The sequence below is a fragment of the Novosphingobium profundi genome, from assembly GCF_020524485.1.
In the GTDB taxonomy this organism is placed as follows: Bacteria; Pseudomonadota; Alphaproteobacteria; order Sphingomonadales; family Sphingomonadaceae; genus Novosphingobium; species Novosphingobium profundi_A.
Genome location: NZ_JAIVLF010000001.1, coordinates 782,170 through 799,230, shown reverse-complemented (window position 1 = coordinate 799,230; position 17,061 = coordinate 782,170). Strand labels below are relative to the sequence as shown.

Annotated in this window: 11 protein-coding genes; 7 read left to right on the top strand and 4 right to left on the bottom strand. The window is 66.6% G+C overall.

Annotated elements, in window-relative coordinates:
- Window positions 1-210 precede the first annotated feature (210 nt).
- From LC060_RS03450 to LC060_RS03430, 5 genes are all read left to right on the top strand, one after another.
- Window positions 211-2,517 carry a TonB-dependent receptor gene (locus LC060_RS03450; protein WP_226632738.1) on the top strand — a complete coding sequence of 769 codons (2,307 nt, stop codon included), beginning with the start codon at window positions 211-213 and terminating at the stop codon, window positions 2,515-2,517.
- 86 nt (window positions 2,518-2,603) lie between these two features.
- Window positions 2,604-3,917 (top strand): metal-dependent hydrolase family protein, encoded by a 1,314-nt coding sequence (locus LC060_RS03445; RefSeq protein ID WP_226632737.1) that lies wholly within the window; start codon window positions 2,604-2,606, stop codon window positions 3,915-3,917.
- A gap of 196 nt (window positions 3,918-4,113) precedes the next feature.
- Window positions 4,114-4,518, top strand: coding sequence for a hypothetical protein (locus tag LC060_RS03440; RefSeq protein ID WP_226632735.1), 405 nt, complete (start codon window positions 4,114-4,116; stop codon window positions 4,516-4,518).
- A gap of 84 nt (window positions 4,519-4,602) precedes the next feature.
- Window positions 4,603-6,381: a copper resistance system multicopper oxidase gene (locus LC060_RS03435; protein ID WP_226632733.1), complete on the top strand. Its 1,779-nt coding sequence runs from the start codon at window positions 4,603-4,605 to the stop codon at window positions 6,379-6,381.
- The gene (locus tag LC060_RS03430) at window positions 6,378-7,346 is read left to right on the top strand and encodes a copper resistance protein B (protein ID WP_226632731.1); all 969 of its coding nucleotides are present in this window, start codon (window positions 6,378-6,380) and stop codon (window positions 7,344-7,346) included. The genes LC060_RS03435 and LC060_RS03430 overlap by 4 nt, the downstream gene beginning before the upstream one ends.
- A gap of 69 nt (window positions 7,347-7,415) precedes the next feature.
- On the opposite strand, the gene LC060_RS03425 is transcribed toward LC060_RS03430, so the two are convergent.
- The 4 genes from LC060_RS03425 to LC060_RS03410 all read right to left on the bottom strand — a co-directional run bounded on the left by LC060_RS03425 (window position 7,416) and on the right by LC060_RS03410 (window position 13,877).
- Entirely contained in the window at window positions 7,416-8,033 is a 618-nt protein-coding gene (locus LC060_RS03425) for a TetR/AcrR family transcriptional regulator (RefSeq protein WP_226632729.1), read from the bottom strand.
- Window positions 8,034-8,168: 135 nt separating this feature from the next.
- Entirely contained in the window at window positions 8,169-9,611 is a 1,443-nt protein-coding gene (locus tag LC060_RS03420; RefSeq protein WP_226632727.1) for an efflux transporter outer membrane subunit, read from the bottom strand.
- Window positions 9,612-9,613: 2 nt separating this feature from the next.
- Window positions 9,614-12,781, bottom strand: coding sequence for an efflux RND transporter permease subunit (locus LC060_RS03415; protein WP_226632725.1), 3,168 nt, complete (start codon window positions 12,779-12,781; stop codon window positions 9,614-9,616).
- 1 nt (window position 12,782) lies between these two features.
- On the bottom strand, window positions 12,783-13,877 hold the full coding sequence (locus tag LC060_RS03410) for an efflux RND transporter periplasmic adaptor subunit (RefSeq protein WP_226632723.1): 1,095 nt from the start codon (window positions 13,875-13,877) through the stop codon (window positions 12,783-12,785).
- Between the two features lie 292 nt (window positions 13,878-14,169).
- On the opposite strand from LC060_RS03410, the gene LC060_RS03405 reads away from it, so the two are divergent.
- On the top strand, window positions 14,170-16,359 hold the full coding sequence (locus LC060_RS03405; RefSeq protein WP_226632721.1) for a penicillin acylase family protein: 2,190 nt from the start codon (window positions 14,170-14,172) through the stop codon (window positions 16,357-16,359).
- Window positions 16,328-17,059, top strand: a complete 732-nt coding sequence (locus tag LC060_RS03400; protein ID WP_226632715.1) for a 2'-5' RNA ligase family protein — start codon at window positions 16,328-16,330, stop codon at window positions 17,057-17,059. Before LC060_RS03405 ends, LC060_RS03400 begins: the two co-directional genes overlap by 32 nt.
- Window positions 17,060-17,061: the final 2 nt, after the last annotated feature.

The window sequence follows — 17,061 nt, the reverse complement described above, 5'->3', positions numbered from 1 at the left end:
CTCTTCCATTCAGGCGCCAACCGTGCAATCGGATCTGGCGATGTACGTCCTGTCATCACGATTGCGGGGGCAAAGCCGCTTCAAGGGACAACATACATAGGCGGGGAGAGCGAAGACGCCGGATGAGGGTGGCCGCACAGCGCTGTGCGGCCAACAGGTTTCGCGCGTGCAACAAAAGAAAGCGCGCGCCGAGGATTCAGGGGGAATACCGTGTTCACGAATACTACCACGACGTTGTCGGCCCGGGCCATGGGCCGGAGCCTCTTCACGGCTGCCAGCCTGATCGCGCTTGCCTGGGCACCGCAGGCCAGCGCCCAGGAGCAGGCCGCAACGAACGGGGACACTGTCGTCGGCGCCGACATCGTGGTGACCGCGCTCAAGCGTTCGAGCTCGATCCAGGAAACGCCGATCTCGATCTCGGCCGTCACCGGCGAGACCATGGCCAACTCGGGCGTGCAGGACATTGCCGACCTGGCCGCAAGCGCGCCGGGCCTCAGCTTCGTGGACGGCGGCCCTTCGCAGCGCCGCGTCGTCATCCGCGGTATCCAGGGCTCGGGCGAGCCGATGATCGGCACCTACTACGACGAGACGCCGGTGACCGGCATGATCGGCGCGGGCAACGACGCGGGCGGTTCGACGCCGGAACTCAAGCTCTTCGACGTCGAGCGCGTCGAGGTTCTGCGCGGTCCCCAGGGCACGCTCTACGGCGCAGGCTCGATGGGCGGCACCCTTCGCATCATCTACAACAAGCCTGACCTGACAGGGCTCGGCAGCGCCGTCGATGCCAGCCTTTCGAACACCCGCTACGGCGGCTGGAACTACGATGCCAGCGCCATGCTCAACGTGCCGCTCGCCACCGACAAGGTGGGCGTGCGCGTGGTCGGCTTCTACAAGCGCCAGGACGGCTACATCGACAACACCGCGCTCGGCATCGACGACATCAACGTCCTCAAGAGCTATGGCGGGCGCCTGATGCTGCGCATGCAGCCGTCCGACCGCTGGACCTTCGATGTCACCACCTTCCTCAACCGCACGCGCACCGACACGCCGCTGTGGACCCAGGAAGCGGGCAAGTTCAATTCGGACGCCTACACCCGCCAGCCGATCGTCGACGACACCGAGCTTTACTCGATCGCCTCGACCTATGAATTCGACTTCGCGACCTTCGTCGCCTCGGGTTCGTACATGCACCGCGAACTGTCCTCGGCAAGCGATGTCTCGCGCTTCATGCAGGCCCAGCGCAGCGAAGGACGCTGCGCCGCGCTCGTGGGCGGGGGCAGCCCGTGCAGCGACAGCCAGCTGACCGACTACTACGACCTCGTCGACTGGCAGTCCTACTCGGTGCTCTATCCCCAGCAGGAGATGGACGCCTGGACAGGCGAGCTGCGCCTCAGCTCCAACACCACCGGCATCCTCGACTGGACCATCGGCGGCTTCTGGTCGGACCGCAACATCGCGGTCTGGAACCCCCAGGTGAACACCGATCCCGTCTCGGGCGAGATCGTGCGCCCGCTGCAGGTCGTGACCGGACGCCACATCGACGATTCGCTGACCCAGCTGGCGGGCTACGGCGAAGTGACGCTGCATCCCTTCGAAGGCGCGCAGCTGACCGGCGGTGCGCGCTACTTCCACTACGACAAGGACATCGTGGGCTACACCGATGTGCCCTCGATCCTCGTTGGCGCGCGCATCACCCCGCCCACCGCGGTGGATTCAACCGAGAACGGCTGGGTGTTCCGCTTCAACGGCTCGTATGAGTTCACGCCCGACGTGATGCTCTACGCCGAAGCCTCGCAGGGTTACCGTCCGGGCGGCGCGAACCAGGTGCTGGGCCTTGACGCTGCGCTCACCGGCTACAATTCGGACAGCTTGTGGAACTACGAGGTCGGCCTCAAGACCAGCTGGTTCAACCGCGCGGTGCTCTTCAACATCGATGCCTACTGGATCGACTGGAGCGACATGCAGGTCACCCAGCGCACCCCCAACGGCGCGTTCTCCTACCTCGGCAACGCGGGCAAGGCGACGGTCAAGGGCGTCGAGGCCGAAGTGAACGCGATGCTGCTCGATGGCCTCTCGCTCCAGGGCAACGTGACCTACACCGACGCCACCCTGTCGGAAGACCAGAACACCGGCGCGACGGCGACTTCGGGCCTCAAGGGCGACCGCATCCCCTACGTGCCCAAGTGGATGGGCGGCGCTTCGGCGCAGTACGACTGGTCGCTGAGTGACAGCCTTGGCGGCATGGCCCGCGTCGATTTCAACTACGTAGGCGGTTCGTGGTCGGATTTCCGCCGCAACTACACCTTCGCACGCGAGGTCGAGGACTATGCCCTCGTCAACGCACGTCTGGGCGTGGAAGGTCCGGGCCAGTCCTGGGGGGCCTACCTCTACGTGACCAACCTGCTCGATGCGACCGCGATCACCCGCGCCAGCTCGAGCGCGATCGCACAAGGGCGCACGCTGGTGAGCAGCGCGACCCCGCGTACCATCGGCGTCAACGTGCGCCAGAAGTTCTGATCCCAGACCTTCGGACCAAAGCGGCGGGGAGAGCCCCCTCTCCCCGCCGCCGTCCCCCTGCGACCAACCGGAGTTTTCCCACCCCCATGCGACCCACACGTACCTCACTTCTTCGCGCCCTGCCCGTCGTGGCCCTGGCCCTGGCCCCGCTTGGCCAGAGCGCACTGGCCCGCGACGCCGTCGTCCACGCCGGCACCCTGTTCGATGGCCAGGCGACCCGTTCCAATGTCTCCATCGTCATTGCCGATGACCGCATCGTCGCGGTCGAGGACGGCTTCGTCACCCGCGAGGGCGCCGAGGTCATCGACCTTTCGGGCGAGACCGTGCTGCCCGGCTTCATCGATACCCACGACCACGTGACGATGGGCTACAGCGGCAAGAACCCTGTCGCCGAACGCGCGCAGAAGACCGACATCGACACCGCGCTGGAATCGGTCGCCTACGCGCGCGCCACGCTGCTCGGCGGCTTCACCAGCATCCGCGACGTGGGCGGCGAGACGTCGATCGTCGTCGGGCTCAAGAAGGCCATCGCGGCGGGCGAGATCGAAGGCCCGCGCATGTGGGTCTCGGGCTATCCGCTCGGCCCCACCGGCGGCCACGGCGACCCGCAGAACGGGATGAGCCCCGAGCTCGACTTCCATTCCGAAGGCCGCGTCATCGACGGCCCCATCGAGGCGCGCAAGATCGTGCGCGGCATGCACCGCGACGGGGTCAACCTCATCAAGATCATGCCCAGCGGCGGCGTGCTCTCGATCGGCGATGATCCCAACCACCAGACCATGACCGACGACGAGATCAAGGCCGTGGTCGACACTGCCCATAGCCTGGGCATCAAGGTCGCCGCACACGCCCATGGCAAGACCGCGATCCTTCACGCGTCGCAGCTGGGCGTCGATTCCATCGAGCACGGCTCCTTCGGCGATGCCGAGACCGACAAGGCGATGAAGGCCAACGGCACCTATCTCGTGCCCACGCTGCTCGTCGCCGAGACGGTGGTGCAGATCGCCAAGACCCACCCCGAGACGCTCAACCCTTCGGCCGCGGCCAAGGCGCTGGAAGTCGGCCCGATCGTGATGAGCAACCTGGGCCGTGCCTACAAGGCGGGCGTCAAGATCGCCTTCGGCACCGACCAGAGCCTGGCGCCCCACGGCACCAACGCCAAGGAGTTCGCCCTCCTCGTGCGCGCCGGAATGACCCCGCGCGATGCGATCCGCGCGGCCACCGTCAACGCCGCGGACCTGCTGGGCGCAAGCGATGTCGTGGGCTCGCTCACCCCCGGCCACTACGCCGACCTTGTCGCGGTCAAGGGCGATCCCTTCGCCGACATCACCCTGCTCGAGAACGTCGACTTCGTGATGAAGGGCGGCGAGGTCGTGAAGGCAGGCGGCGAGGCCCAATAATTCAGGACCAAAGGATTCAAGGGGCCATCGCCCCTTGACCCCAAAATCGTCTACCTCACCTTCCGCGCGCCAGGCTAGCTGCGCAAGGTGAGGTAGACGGTATGGGGAGCCCGAGGGCGATGGCCCTCGGAATGTTCCTTATTCTTCTTCCACTCCATTGCACCGCAAGCCCGTTCGCGGATATGATGGGCTCATCATGCACCGCGCCATCACCCTTCTCCTGTCCGGCTCTCGCGGAGGCCTCGCCTCTGTGCAGCGGATCGCGGTGTTCGCGCTGGTTGCGCTTGGGCTTGCCCTGTCACCCGTCCTTTCGGGCACGGGCGAGGCCAGCCCCGCGCCTTCGCACACGATGAGCATGGCCCATACCGGCTGCGAGACCTCGAGTCACGGCGCGGGACATGACAACGCCCACGGGGAAGCCCCGCTCGCCAACCTGCACTGCATGGCCTCGTGCCTGGCCGCAACCGGGCTTGCCCTGCCCGACCTTCCCGCGCCCCCGGCGCTGCGCCCGCTCCACCGCGAGCGTCCGCAGCCGCGCGCCATGGCCGCGCTCGCCTCGCACGCCTCCCCGCTCGATCCTCCGCCTCCGCGGGCTGTCTGATCTTCGAAGTCCGGCCGCACCTGCGCGCCCGGACCTTGCCCTGCATTTCGGATTTCAGACCCGGCTCCGCCGGAAGGATACCCCATGTTCCAGACACCCCATGACCGGCGCGCGCTGCTCGCCGGCGCGCTGACCGCAGGCGGCGGCGCGGCGGCCTCGCTGCTCTTCCCCCACTGGGCCCGCGCCCAGACTCACCACCACCACAGCGCCCATCCCGCAACCGGCACCACGACCGAAGGTGCACTGAGCGGTGAGCGCATCGCCCTCAATATTGCCCGTACGCCCTTCACGCTGGGCGGACGCACCGCCAGCGCGACCACCGTAAACGGCACCGTGCCCGGCCCGCTCATCCGCCTGCGCGAGGGGCAGGACGTGGAGCTAGCCGTCACCAACCACCTCGATATCGACAGCTCGATCCACTGGCACGGCATCCTGCTGCCCTTCCAGATGGACGGCGTGCCCGGCGTCACCTTCCCCGGCATCGCCCCGCACCAGACCTTCACCTACCGCTTCCCTGTGCGCCAGTCGGGCACCTACTGGTACCACAGCCACTCCGGCGGACAGGAAGGAACCGGCCTGTTCGGCCCGCTGGTGATCGATCCCGCCCACGGTGAGCGCGTGGAAACCGAGCGCGAGATGATCCTCATGCTCTCGGACTGGAGCTTCACGCCGCCCATGGAAATCTGGCGCAAGCTCAAGGCCCGCCCGGACTACTACAACTTCCAGCAACAGGCCCTGTTCGAGAACCCTTCGGGCAAGCCCTGGACACAGGAACAGAAGCTGGCCTGGGGCCGCATGCGCATGTCGCCCATGGACATCGCCGACGTGACCGGCGCGACCTACACCTACCTCATCAATGGCCAGGGCCCGGACGCCAACTGGACCGGCCTGTTCCGTCCCGGCGAGCGGGTGCGCCTGCGTGTCATCAACGCCTCGGCCATGACGATCTTCAACCTGCGTATCCCGGGCCTCCCCTTCACCGTGATCGCGGCAGATGGCAGCGACGTCGCGCCGGTCGAGACCGACGAGATCCAGATCGGCGTCGCCGAAACCTACGACCTGGTGGTGACGCCGGACGAGCGTGCATATTCCGTGATCGCGGAATCAAGCGACCGTTCGGGCTTTGCGCGCGCCACATTGGCACCGCGCGCCGGGATGGTCGCGCCCGCCCCCCCCTTACGCAAACCGCCGCGTCTCACCATGAAGGACATGGGTATGGATATGGGCAGCGGGTCGGGCGCGATGGACCATTCCGGCCACGACATGGACGGCATGGACCACGGCAATGGCGGGATGGAGATGAACCATTCGATGCGCGATCCCGCGACCGCGCCTGGCGTGGAGCTGACACCCGGCGTCGACATGCTGGCCCCCATGCCTACCGACCGCACCGGCGAGCGGGGCCTGGGGCTCGATGACGTGAAGCACCGTGTGCTCGTCTACACCGACCTGCAAACGCCCGAAGACCGGGACGATCTCATCCCGCCCACGCGCGAGATCGTCGTCCACCTTACCGGCAACATGGAACGCTACATGTGGTCCTTCGACGGGCGGCGTTTCTCCGAGATGGTCGAGCCGATCCGCCTTGCCCACAACGAGCGCGTGCGCTTCACCCTCGTCAACGAGACGATGATGACGCACCCGATCCACCTGCACGGTTTCTTCTTCGATCTCGTCAATGGCGCGGGCACACGGCGGCCGCGCAAGCACACGGTCAGCGTACTGCCCGCGGGCAAGGTCTCCTTCGACGTGACCGCCGATACGCCGGGCGACTGGGCGTTTCACTGCCACCTCCTGCTGCACATGATGTCGGGGATGTTCAACGTCGTCACCGTGCGTCCGATGGACGGAGGTCCGGCATGACAAAGGCCCGTTTCCTGATCGGCGCCCTCACCGGCGCGCTGCTGATCCCGGCTCCTGTCCTGGCACAGGACCATTCCGGTCATGACATGTCCAGCCACGCCATGGACCATTCGCAGCATAGCGAGGGCATGACGATGCCTTCACACGATGGGCATGACGCGCACGAGGGACACGCCATGCCCATGGCCCCGGGCGCGCCATCGATGGCGCAGGACATCCCGCAAGGCCCGCCCCCGCCCGAAGCGTTCTCCGGCCCGGACCACGCCGCCGACCTATTCTTCCCAGGTGAGGACATGGCTCACGCCCGCCATATGGTCCGGCACGAGATGGGCGGCATGGGCACCACCATCGTGATGCTCGACCGGCTCGAAGCGAAACTGGGCAAGGGCAGCGACGGCCTGTCGTGGGAAGGCGCCCTGCGCACCGGTGGCGACATCGACCGGTTGTGGATCAAGAGCGAAGGTGAAGCGGCCTTCGGCGAGGGCATCGAGGACGCCGAAGTCGAAGTCCTGTGGGGCCACGCCATCGGCGCCTGGTTCGACCTTCAGGCCGGGGTGCGGCAGGAACTGGGCCCGGATCCCGACCGCACGCAGGTGAGCCTGGGGGTCGAGGGGCTCGCGCCCTACATGTTCGACATCTCCGCGCAGGCCTTCCTGTCGACCAAGGGCGAACTGACCGCGCGCATCGAGGCCGAGACCGACCAGCGCCTGACCCAGCGGCTGATCCTGCAACCGCGCGCCGAAGCGCTGTTCTCGGCCCAGCGGATTGCCGACCGCGGCACCGGACGTGGGCTCACCTCGCTCGAGGCAGGCGTGCGCCTGCGCTACGAATTCGCACGCCAGTTCGCCCCTTACGTGGGTGTCGAATGGCAGAAGAAGTTCGGCTCCACCGCCGACTATGCCCGCGCGGTGGGGGATGATCCCGACCGGGTGGTTGCGGTCGCGGGCCTCAGGGCCTGGTTCTGAGGCGACCCGAGGGGCCGGTGCGGGTGCATCGGCCCCTTCTTGGCATCACTCCCAGAATCACTCCCAAAATCACTCGGGGTGGGGAAGCGCGTGCGCGGCCAGGAAGGTCTGCGCCGCCAGTGTGGCCAGTTCCTCCAGCTGTGCCTCGCCCGGCTGCTCGGGCGCGCCCATCAAGAGGGCGTTCCAGGGCCCTGCCCTGCACAGCGCCACGAACTGCTGGGCCAGGAGGCGCGGGGCGCGCGGCGCAAGTTCACCCCGCGCGATGCGCTCCTCCAGCCAGGCGGTCACCATGTCCTCGCCCTCTTTCTGGCCCTGCTCGAAGAAAATCTGGCCGAGCTTGGGGAACCGTCCCGCTTCCCCCACCGCCAGACGGTAGTGGGCGATGGCCTCGGGCATCACGAAGAAACGGGTGAGCGCGCGCGCGAGCGCGAAGATGGTCTCGGCAAGGTCGGCCTGCGGATCGTCGAGCAGCGCCAGCACGGGCAGCCCATGCTCTTCGCTGACATCGCGCACGACCGCCCCGAACAGCTCTTCCTTGCTGGAAAAATAGCCGTAGAGGGTGCCCTTCGAGCCTCCGACGAGCGCCGCGATGGTCGCCATCGAGGTCGCTGCATACCCCCCGTCAAGGAACGCCGCGCGGGCAATGGCGACGATCTCCTCGCGCTTGCTCTGCGTCTTCTTTCGCACCGCGTCCTCCCCCTTTTCAGATACCATACGGTACGTTCGCAATAGGAGCGAAGACCGCCCCTTCGCAAGACGCCCTGTCCCGCAAACGATAGAGCCCGGCCCACACACGGCGGCGTGGACCGGGCCTGTCGCGTCCTAGAGGGACGTCGCGTCGTCCTGCGGTGACCAGCCACCGCCCAGCGCCTGATAGAGCTGGATCTCGCCGGTCAGCTGCGCGAGGTGATCGACAAGGTACTGCTGCTGCGCGGAGAAGACCGTGCGCTGCGCGTCGAGCACGACGAGATAGTCGCGCACCCCGCCCCGGTAGGCCTTGTCGGCGAGGTCGAGATAGCCTTGCGAAGACGCCACCTCGCGCTGCTGCGCGGCCAGCTGCCGGCCAAACGTCACGCGTGCGGCAAGGCCATCGGAGACTTCACGAAAGGCGGTCTGGATCGACTTCTCGTAGGCCGCCACGCGCATGTCGCGGGTCAGTTCGGCGTAGCGCAGGTTGCCCTTCAGCCGTCCGCCGGTGAAGATCGGCAGGCTGATATGCGGCAGGAACGACCAGGTCCCCTGCCCATGACCGAAGAGCCCCGAGACGCCGTCACTCACCGTGCCTCCCGCACCCGTCAGGGTCACCTGCGGGAAGAAGGCCGCGCGCGCAGCGCCGATATCGGCGTTGGCCGCCATCAGTTGGTGCTCGGCCTCCATGATGTCGGGGCGGCGCTGGAGGAGGGCTGCAGGAAGCCCGGCGGGCACGCGGGCCAGGATCGTGTCGTCGGCGATGAAGCCGCTATCGAAGCCTTCGGGCAGCGCGGTCCCGACCAGCAGGCGCAGCGCGTTGGTGTCGGTCGCGACAAGGCGCGTGCCGCGCTGCACTTCGGCCTGGGTCTGCGCCACCAGCGTTGCGGCCTGGCGCCGGTCCAGTTCGGTCGCCGTGCCGACCTCCAGTCCACGTTCGACAAGGCCAAGTGCCTCCTCGTAGTTGGTGAGCGTGCGCTGGCTGAGGTCAAGGCGCTGCCGGTCGATCTCCAGCGTCAGGAAGGCGATGGCGATGTTGGCAACCAGCGTGATCTGGCTTGCGCGGCGCGCCTGCTCGCTGGCGAGGTAGGTCTGCATGGCCTCGGAATTGAGGCTGCGGATGCGGCCGAAGAGATCAAGCTCGTAGGATGTCGTGCCCACGTCCAGGCCATACTGTTCGAAGACATGGCCCTGCCCGGTCTGCGAGACATCGGCAGGCAGGCGCTGGAACGACCCGTCCGCGCCCGCTTCCAGCATCGGAAACAGGTCCGCGTGCTGAATGCGGTAGCGCGCGCGATAAGCCTGAACATTGAGCACGGCCTGACGCAGGTCGCGGTTGTTCTCAAGGCCAAGCCGGATGACCTCGCGCAAGGGGGCAGAGCGGTAGAACTCCTCCCAACGCAGGGTCTTTTCCGCATCCTCTCCTAAGGCCGGCTCTCCGGCGGCGGCTTGCAGGTGCTGGGGCCAGTCCTGCGCCACCGGCAGGTCCGGGCGTTCGTACCTGGGGGTGAACGAACAGCCCGCGAGGACACCTGCAAAGGTCAGGGCCAGAAGGCTTGTGAGGGGTGCCTTGCGCATGATCATGCCTCCTGTCCGGTGTGCTCGGGAATGTAAGGCGTGGGGCCTGAATGCGGCTTGGAGTAGTCCTGACGCGGCACGTTGAAGAGCCTCATCACGCCCACAAAGAAGGCAGGCACGAGGAAGATCACGAGGATAGTCGCCCCGATCATGCCGCCCACGACCGCCGTGCCGATGGCGACGTGCGAACCCGCGCCTGCGCCCGAGGCAACCGCCAGCGGCAGCGTCCCCAGAATGAAGGCGAAGGAGGTCATCAGGATCGGGCGCAAGCGCTCCTTGGCGGCGTGGATCGCCGCCTCGACCAGCTCCATGCCCTGGTCGTAGCCCTCGCGCGCGAACTCGACGATGAGGATCGAGTTCTTGGTGGCAAGGCCCACGGTGGTGAGCAGACCGACCTGGAAATAGATGTCGTTCTGCAGGCCGCGCATCAGCGAGGCCGCCACTGCCCCCAGCACGCCCAGTGGCACCGCCAGGATCACTGCGACAGGGATCGCCGAGCTTTCGTAGAGCGCGGCCAGGCACAGCAGCACCGCGACAATCGAGACCACGTAAAGCTTGCCCGCCTGGCCGGACGACTGCTCCTGCTCGAAGGACACCGAGGTCCATTCATGGCTGATGCCTTCGGGCAGTTCGTCGATATAGCCTTCCATGATCGCCATCGCTTCGCCCGAGCTGACGCCGCGCGCCGGTTCGCCCAGTATCTCGATGGATTCCACGCCGTTGTAACGCTCCAGCTTCTGTGCGCCGACCTTCCAGTCGATGCGCACGACGCCCGAGAGCGGGACCATCTGGCCCTGGTCATTGCGCAGGTACCAGTAATCGAGGTCCTCGGGCTGCATGCGCTTGTCGATCTCGCCCTGGATGAAGACGCGCTTGGTGCGCCCCGACCGCGTGAACTGGTTGACGTAGAGCTGGCCGAACGAGCCTTGCAGCGTCGTGTTGATCTCGGCCATCGAGACGCCTTGCGCCTCGGCCTTCTCGCGGTCGATCACGAAGTGGGCCTGGGGAATGTCGTCGAGGCCGTTGGGCCGCACAGCGACCAGACGCGGATCGCTGCGGGCCTTGGCGAGGAGCTGGTTGCGCGCGGCGATCAGCTTGTCATGGCCCAGATGCCCGCGATCCTCCAGTTCCAGGTCGAAGCCGCTGGCGTTGCCCAGTTCCATGACGGCAGGCGGCAGGAAGGGGGTTACCGTTGCGCCCTTGTAGTCGTGGAAGTGCGCCATGGCCCGCTCCACCACCGCCATCGCGGTGTTCTCAGCGCCCTCGCGCTCCTCGAAATCCTTGAGGCCGACGATGACGATGCCCGCATCCTGCGCGCGCCCGCCAAAGTTGAAGCCCATGACCGAGAGCACGCTGTTCACGGCCTCCTTCTCGTGGTCCTGGAAGTAGGCACGAATGTCGTTGTTGACCTTCTCGGTCATCTCCGCGGTCGATCCGGGCTTGAGCTGGACCTGCACGAAGACAGTGCTCTGGTCCTCCTCGGGCATGAAGCCCGAAGGCAGGACCTGCAGCAGGTAGAGCGTGCCCGCGGTCAACGCGACATAGACGATGGCCGCGGGGCGCATGTGGCGAAGCACACCGGCAACACCCCCTCCGTAGCGCTGGACCATGGCGTCATAGCGCGTGTTGAAGCCGTGGAAGAAGCCACTCTTCTTGGCCTTGGACGGGTCGTGGGGCTTCAGGATCGTGGCGCACAGAGCCGGGGTGAAGGTGATCGCCACGAAGGCCGACAGCAGCATCGAGGAGATGATGGTGATCGAGAACTGGCGATAGACCACGCCCGCAGAGCCGCCGAAGAAGGCCATCGGCAGGAACACCGTCGAGATGACAAGAGCAATGCCCACCAGTGCGCCGGTGATCTGGTCCATCGACTTGCGCGTGGCCTCAAGCGGGCTGAGGTGTTCCTCGACCATCAGGCGCTCGACGTTCTCGACGACGACGATGGCGTCATCGACCAGCAGGCCGATGGCCAGCACCATCCCCAGCATGCTCAGGGTGTTGATGGTAAAGCCGAAGAAGCCAAGGACAGCGAACGTGCCCAGGAGCACGACCGGCACCGCGATGGTCGGGATCAGAGTCGCGCGCACGTTCTGAAGAAAGAGGTACATCACGCCCACCACCAGAAGGATCGCGACGATCAGGGTCTCGACCACTTCTTCCAGCGAGAGCTTGACGACGGGTGTCGTGTCGTAGGGGAAATTGACCGTGAGGCCTTCCGGGAAATACTGCTCCAGCCGGGTCAGTTCGCTCTTGATCGCGGCTGCCACTTCCATCTGGTTGGCGCCGGGGGCAAGGTTGATGCCGATGGCAGCGGTGTCGCTGCCATTCATCAGGCCGCGCGGCTGCATGTTCTGGCTGTTGAGCTCGACATCGGCCACGTCCTTGAGGCGCACCTGCGAACCGTCGGTGTTCACCTTGAGGAGGACATTGCGGAACTGTTCGGGGTCGGTGAAGCGTGTCGGGCCGACCACGGTGGCGTCAAGCAACTGGCCCTTGCGTGCCGGCAGCCCGCCGATCTCGCCTGAAGAGACCTGCACGTTCTGGCTGGCAATCGCGTTCTGGACGTCGCTGATGGTGAGGCCAAAGCTTTGCAGGCGTTCCGGCTTGACCCAGATGCGCATCGCGTATTCGGAGCCGAACAGGATATAGTCGCCCACGCCCGAAATACGCGCGAGCGGATTGGTCACGTTCGAGGCGAGGTAATCACCGATGGCCGCGCGGTCCATCGAGTGGTCCTTCGAGGTGAAGGAGGCGACCAGCATGAAGTTGCGCGTGGCCTTGGTCACCGAGAGCCCCTGCGCCACCACTTCGGCGGGCAGCATGGGCTGGGCAAGCGAGAGCTTGTTCTGGACCTGTACCTGCGCAATGTTGGGATCGGTGCCCTGGATGAAGGTCAGCACGATCTGCGCCGAACCATCGGCCTGCGCGTTGGCCGACATGTATTCCAGGCCATCGAGGCCGTACATCTGCTGCTCGATGGGCTGGATCACCGTGTCGCGCACCGTTTCGGCCGAGGCGCCGGGATACGTGACCGAGACCGTGATCGGGGGCGGCGCGATATTGGGGTACTGCGCAATCGGCAGCGAGACCACGAAGATCGCGCCCACCAGCATGATGATGAGCGCGATGACCCATGCGAAGACGGGTCTGTCGATGAAATAGCGGGCCATCTCAGTGGGTCTCCGCGCTCGCCACGCGCTTGGCAGCGCCGCCGCCAGAGACCTCCTCGACCGCAACCTTGGCGCCCGGGCGCACGGCTTCGAGGCCGTTGGTGATCACCCGGTCCCCGGCATGGAGCCCCTGCGTGACAATCCAGGAACTGCCGCTCGATCCATCGAGAGTGACGCGCGCTTCCTTGGCGCTGCCGTCCTTGGCCACCACGTAGACGAAAGGATCGGCGTGGATGTCGCGCGAGATCGCGTTCTGGGGAACCAGAAACGCGTTCTCCGCCACCGAGGCCCGCACCTTGGCGCGCACGTACATGCCCGGCAGCAGCAGGTGCTCGGGGTTGGGGAAGATCGCGCGCAGCGTGGTCATGCCCGTGCCCGGATCGACATTCACTTCGGAGAACGAGAGCTTGCCCTTGATCTCATAGGGCTTGCCGTCCTCCAGTGTGAGTTCGACCGGGATGTTCGCACCGCTCCCCGCCGTCAGGTTCTTGTCGGTGAGATGGCGACGCAGGCGCAGGAGTTCATCGCTCGACTGCTGGATGTCGACGAAGATCGGGTCGAGCTGCGTCACCGTGGTCAGCGCCACCGCCTGATCGGCCGAGACGAGCGCGCCCTCGGTCGTCAGCGAACGGCCGATGCGCCCGGTGATGGGCGAGGACAGGTGCGTGCGCTGCAGGTCGATGCGGGCCGCCTGCACTTCGGCCTCGGCCTGGTGCCAGGCGGCCACGGCATCGTCGCGCTGCTGGCGCGAGACGACCTTGTCGGCGACGAGATCCTCGTAGCGGCGGGCCAGATTGCGGGCCGAGGCGAGGTTCGCCACCGCGCGGTTGTAGGTCGCCTGATAGACCGAGGGGTCGATCTGGTAGAGCGTCTGCCCCTTGGCGACATCCACGCCCTCTGTGAAGAAACGGCGCTGCAGGATGCCATTCACCTGCGGGCGGATCTCGGCGACGCGATAGGCGCGCGTACGCCCGGAAAAGTCCATGTCGCGGGGCAGATCGCGCGGCTGCATGACCATGACATCGACCCGCGCGGGCTCGGGCGCCTTGGCTTCGGGTTCACCGGCGCAGGCGCCCAGCGTGAGGATCAGGGCCAACGCAGCGCCACAGGCAGCGCCTCTGGTGCGCGAGCGCCGTGCGGATCGGGGGGCATCTCCCGCAAGCGGCGAAAACATGGACAACAACGGACACTCCATAACCGTACAGAACGGTTGGCCAGTGACTCTTTAGACACAATTCGTCAATATACCGCGCTGTACGGTTATTGCGTTCGATTGTGCAGGAATTGCAACGAAGGGCAGGTCCGAGAGGCCCCGGCGATCCCCTCCGGCGCGTTCCGCTCTCACCACGCTTGCCTCGCGCAGACCGCACGCATAGCACCAGCAGACGATGACACGCCCCGCTATCCTCCTTGCCGCCCTCCTCGCCTCCAGCCTTGCACCCGTTCAGGCGAGCGCCGCCCCGCCCCCCGAATCCGCGCGCTGGTCGGCCCACGCGAAGGACGTGACGATCACGCGGGATGACTGGGGCATCGCCCACGTCCACGGCACAACGGACGCCGATGCCGTCTTCGGGGCAATCTACGCGCAGGCCGAAGACGACTTCCCGCGCATCGAGATGAACTACCTGACTGCCCTTGGCCGCGTGGCCGAGGCGGAAGGGGAAAGCGCGATCTGGCAGGACCTGCGCCAGCGCCTCTTCGTCGATCCCGCGAGGCTCAGGACCCAGTACAGCGAAAGTCCGGTCTGGCTGCGCGCGCTGATGGACGCCTGGGCGGACGGGCTCAACTATTACCTCGCCACCCACCCCGATGTACGCCCCCGCGTCCTGACCCGGTTCGAGCCGTGGATGGCGCTGTCCTTCACCGAAGGCAGCATCGGCGGCGACATCGAGCGCTCGATCCCGCTCAGCCAGCTCCAGGCCTTATATGAAAGCCGCGAGATTGCGCTGACCGCGCTGGAGACCGGCGCGGCCCCGCGCGAGCCGAGCGGCTCCAACGGCATCGCCATTGCGCCCACCAACACGAAGAACGGCCACGCGCTCCTCCTCATCAACCCGCACACCAGCTTCTACTTCCGCTCCGAACTGCAGATGACGAGCGAAGAGGGCCTCAACGCCTATGGCGCCAGCACCTGGGGCCAGTTCTTCATCTACCAGGGCTTCAACACCAGGACCGGCTGGATGCACACCTCCTCGGGCGTCGACAACATCGACAGTTTTGCCGAGACCGTGGTCGAGAAGGACGGCGCGCGCTTCACCCGCTATGGGGACGAACTGCGCCCGGTGACAGAGGAAAGCCTCACCCTCGCCTACCGCCGCGAGGACGGCACGAAGGGCACCCGCACCTTCCCGGTCTACCGCACCCACCACGGGCCCGTCGTTGCCGAACACGGCGGCAAGTGGATCGCGCAGGCGCTCATGTGGAAGCCGATTCCCGCCCTCGAACAATCCTGGCTGCGCACCAAGACCAAGGATTTGGCCAGCTACCTGGACGTGGCCGAGCGGCGCGCCAATTCCTCGAACGACACGATCTTTGCCGATACCCAGGGCGAAATCGCCTATCTCCACCCCCAGTTCGTGCCCGTGCGCGACGACACCTTCGACTATACCGAGGTCGTCGACGGCGCCGATCCTGCGACCGACTGGCAGGGCCTCCACACGCTGGAGAGCCTGCCCAGCGCCATCGACCCCGCTGTAGGCTGGGTCCACAACACCAACGATTGGCCCTGGGACGCGGCCGGCCCCGACAGCCCCAGGCCGGAAGACTTCCCCAAGTACATGGACCAGTTCGGCCCCAACTACCGCGGCGTCCACGCCGATGCCGTTTTGGAAGGACGCGCCGACTTTACGCTGGAAACGCTGGTGGAAGCCGCCTTCGACAGCCACCTGCCCGCCTTTGCCATGCTGCTCCCGCACCTGCTGGCCGACTACGACGCCCTGCCCGAAGAGGATCCCCGCAGCGCCGCGCTGGCCGAGCCGATCACGCTCCTGCGCCGCTGGGACCACCGCTGGGGCTATGCCTCGCAAGCCACCTCATTGGCGGTCGTCTGGGGGGACACCTTGGGGGCGAACTACCGCGCCAAGGCCAAGGCCGCGCACCTGCAACTGCCCGACTACATCGCCCGCAACCTCGATGGCGACACGCGGCTGGCCGCGCTTGCGGACACCGTGGCGCGCCTCACCCGCGACTTTGGCACCTGGCGCGTGGCCTGGGGCGACATCAACCGCTTCCAGCGCCTCGACAACACGCTCACCCCCCACTTCGACGATGATGCGCCCAGCCTTCCGGTGCCCTTCACCTCGGCCGTCTGGGGATCGCTCGCCTCCTTCGGTGCGAAGCCTTACCCCAACACGGCCAGGTACTATGGCACGAGCGGCAACAGCTTCGTCGCCGTGGTCGAATTCGGCCCGAAGGTCCGCGCGCTCGCCGTCACGGCGGGCGGGGAAAGCGGCGATCCGGCCTCGCCGCACTTCGCCGACCAGGCCGAACTCTATGCGCAAGGCGCCTTGCGCCCCGTCTACTTCTACCCCGAGGATCTCACCGGTCATGTCGAGAAACGCTATCACCCGGGCGGCTGAGCGTGGGACCCCGCACCACCGCTTCGCCCGCCTTCTTGCCGCCCTGCTCGGTCTTGTCGGCATGACGCTCGCGTTTGGTGCCCATGCCCAGGAGCCGGTGCGCCTGAACGTCTACGCCATTCCCTCCCCCGCGATCGAAGAGGCCGTCACGAAGGCAAGCGAGGATCTTGCCGCCCGCGGCATGACCAGCTTCCAGGCGCGGGGGCACGCCGTGCACGCAACGCTCTACTTGACGCAGTACCCACAAGGCTCGGAAGAAAAGCTGATCGCCGCCATCGGCGCCCTCGCCCGGCAGCAGGCGCGCATCCCGCTTGTCATCACGGGAGCCGAGCGCACACCCTCGGACTGGCTGTTCCTGACCCTGGAGCGCAGCGCCGCCCTCCAGCGCCTCGCCGACCTCGTCACGCTCGCGGCCGAACCCTTGCGCGACCACGCGGTAGCCCCGCCCGAATGGATGGAGGCCTATCCCGACAAACTGCCCGTTTTCGAGCGCTACGGATCGCCCAACGTCTTTGCCCAGTTCGATCCGCACCTGACCCTGCTTGCCCGCGAGACGAGCCCCGAGCTCGATGCCTTCATGGTGCAGGCGAAGGCCGATCCCCCGCACGCAGAGGGAATGGTCGAAGGGATCGGCATTGGCCGGGTCGATGCAGACGGACAGATCGTGGAGACCCTCGCCGAGTTCCGTTTCACGCGCTGAAT

Coding starts and splice junctions, on each gene's coding strand:
- LC060_RS03445 (WP_226632737.1), top strand. CDS start 2,604: ATGCGACCCACACGTACCTCACTTCTTCGCGCCCTGCCCGTCGTGGCC.
- LC060_RS03440 (WP_226632735.1), top strand. CDS start 4,114: ATGCACCGCGCCATCACCCTTCTCCTGTCCGGCTCTCGCGGAGGCCTC.
- LC060_RS03435 (WP_226632733.1), top strand. CDS start 4,603: ATGTTCCAGACACCCCATGACCGGCGCGCGCTGCTCGCCGGCGCGCTG.
- LC060_RS03430 (WP_226632731.1), top strand. CDS start 6,378: ATGACAAAGGCCCGTTTCCTGATCGGCGCCCTCACCGGCGCGCTGCTG.
- LC060_RS03420 (WP_226632727.1), bottom strand. CDS start 9,611: ATGCGCAAGGCACCCCTCACAAGCCTTCTGGCCCTGACCTTTGCAGGT.
- LC060_RS03415 (WP_226632725.1), bottom strand. CDS start 12,781: ATGGCCCGCTATTTCATCGACAGACCCGTCTTCGCATGGGTCATCGCG.
- LC060_RS03405 (WP_226632721.1), top strand. CDS start 14,170: ATGACACGCCCCGCTATCCTCCTTGCCGCCCTCCTCGCCTCCAGCCTT.
- LC060_RS03400 (WP_226632715.1), top strand. CDS start 16,328: ATGTCGAGAAACGCTATCACCCGGGCGGCTGAGCGTGGGACCCCGCAC.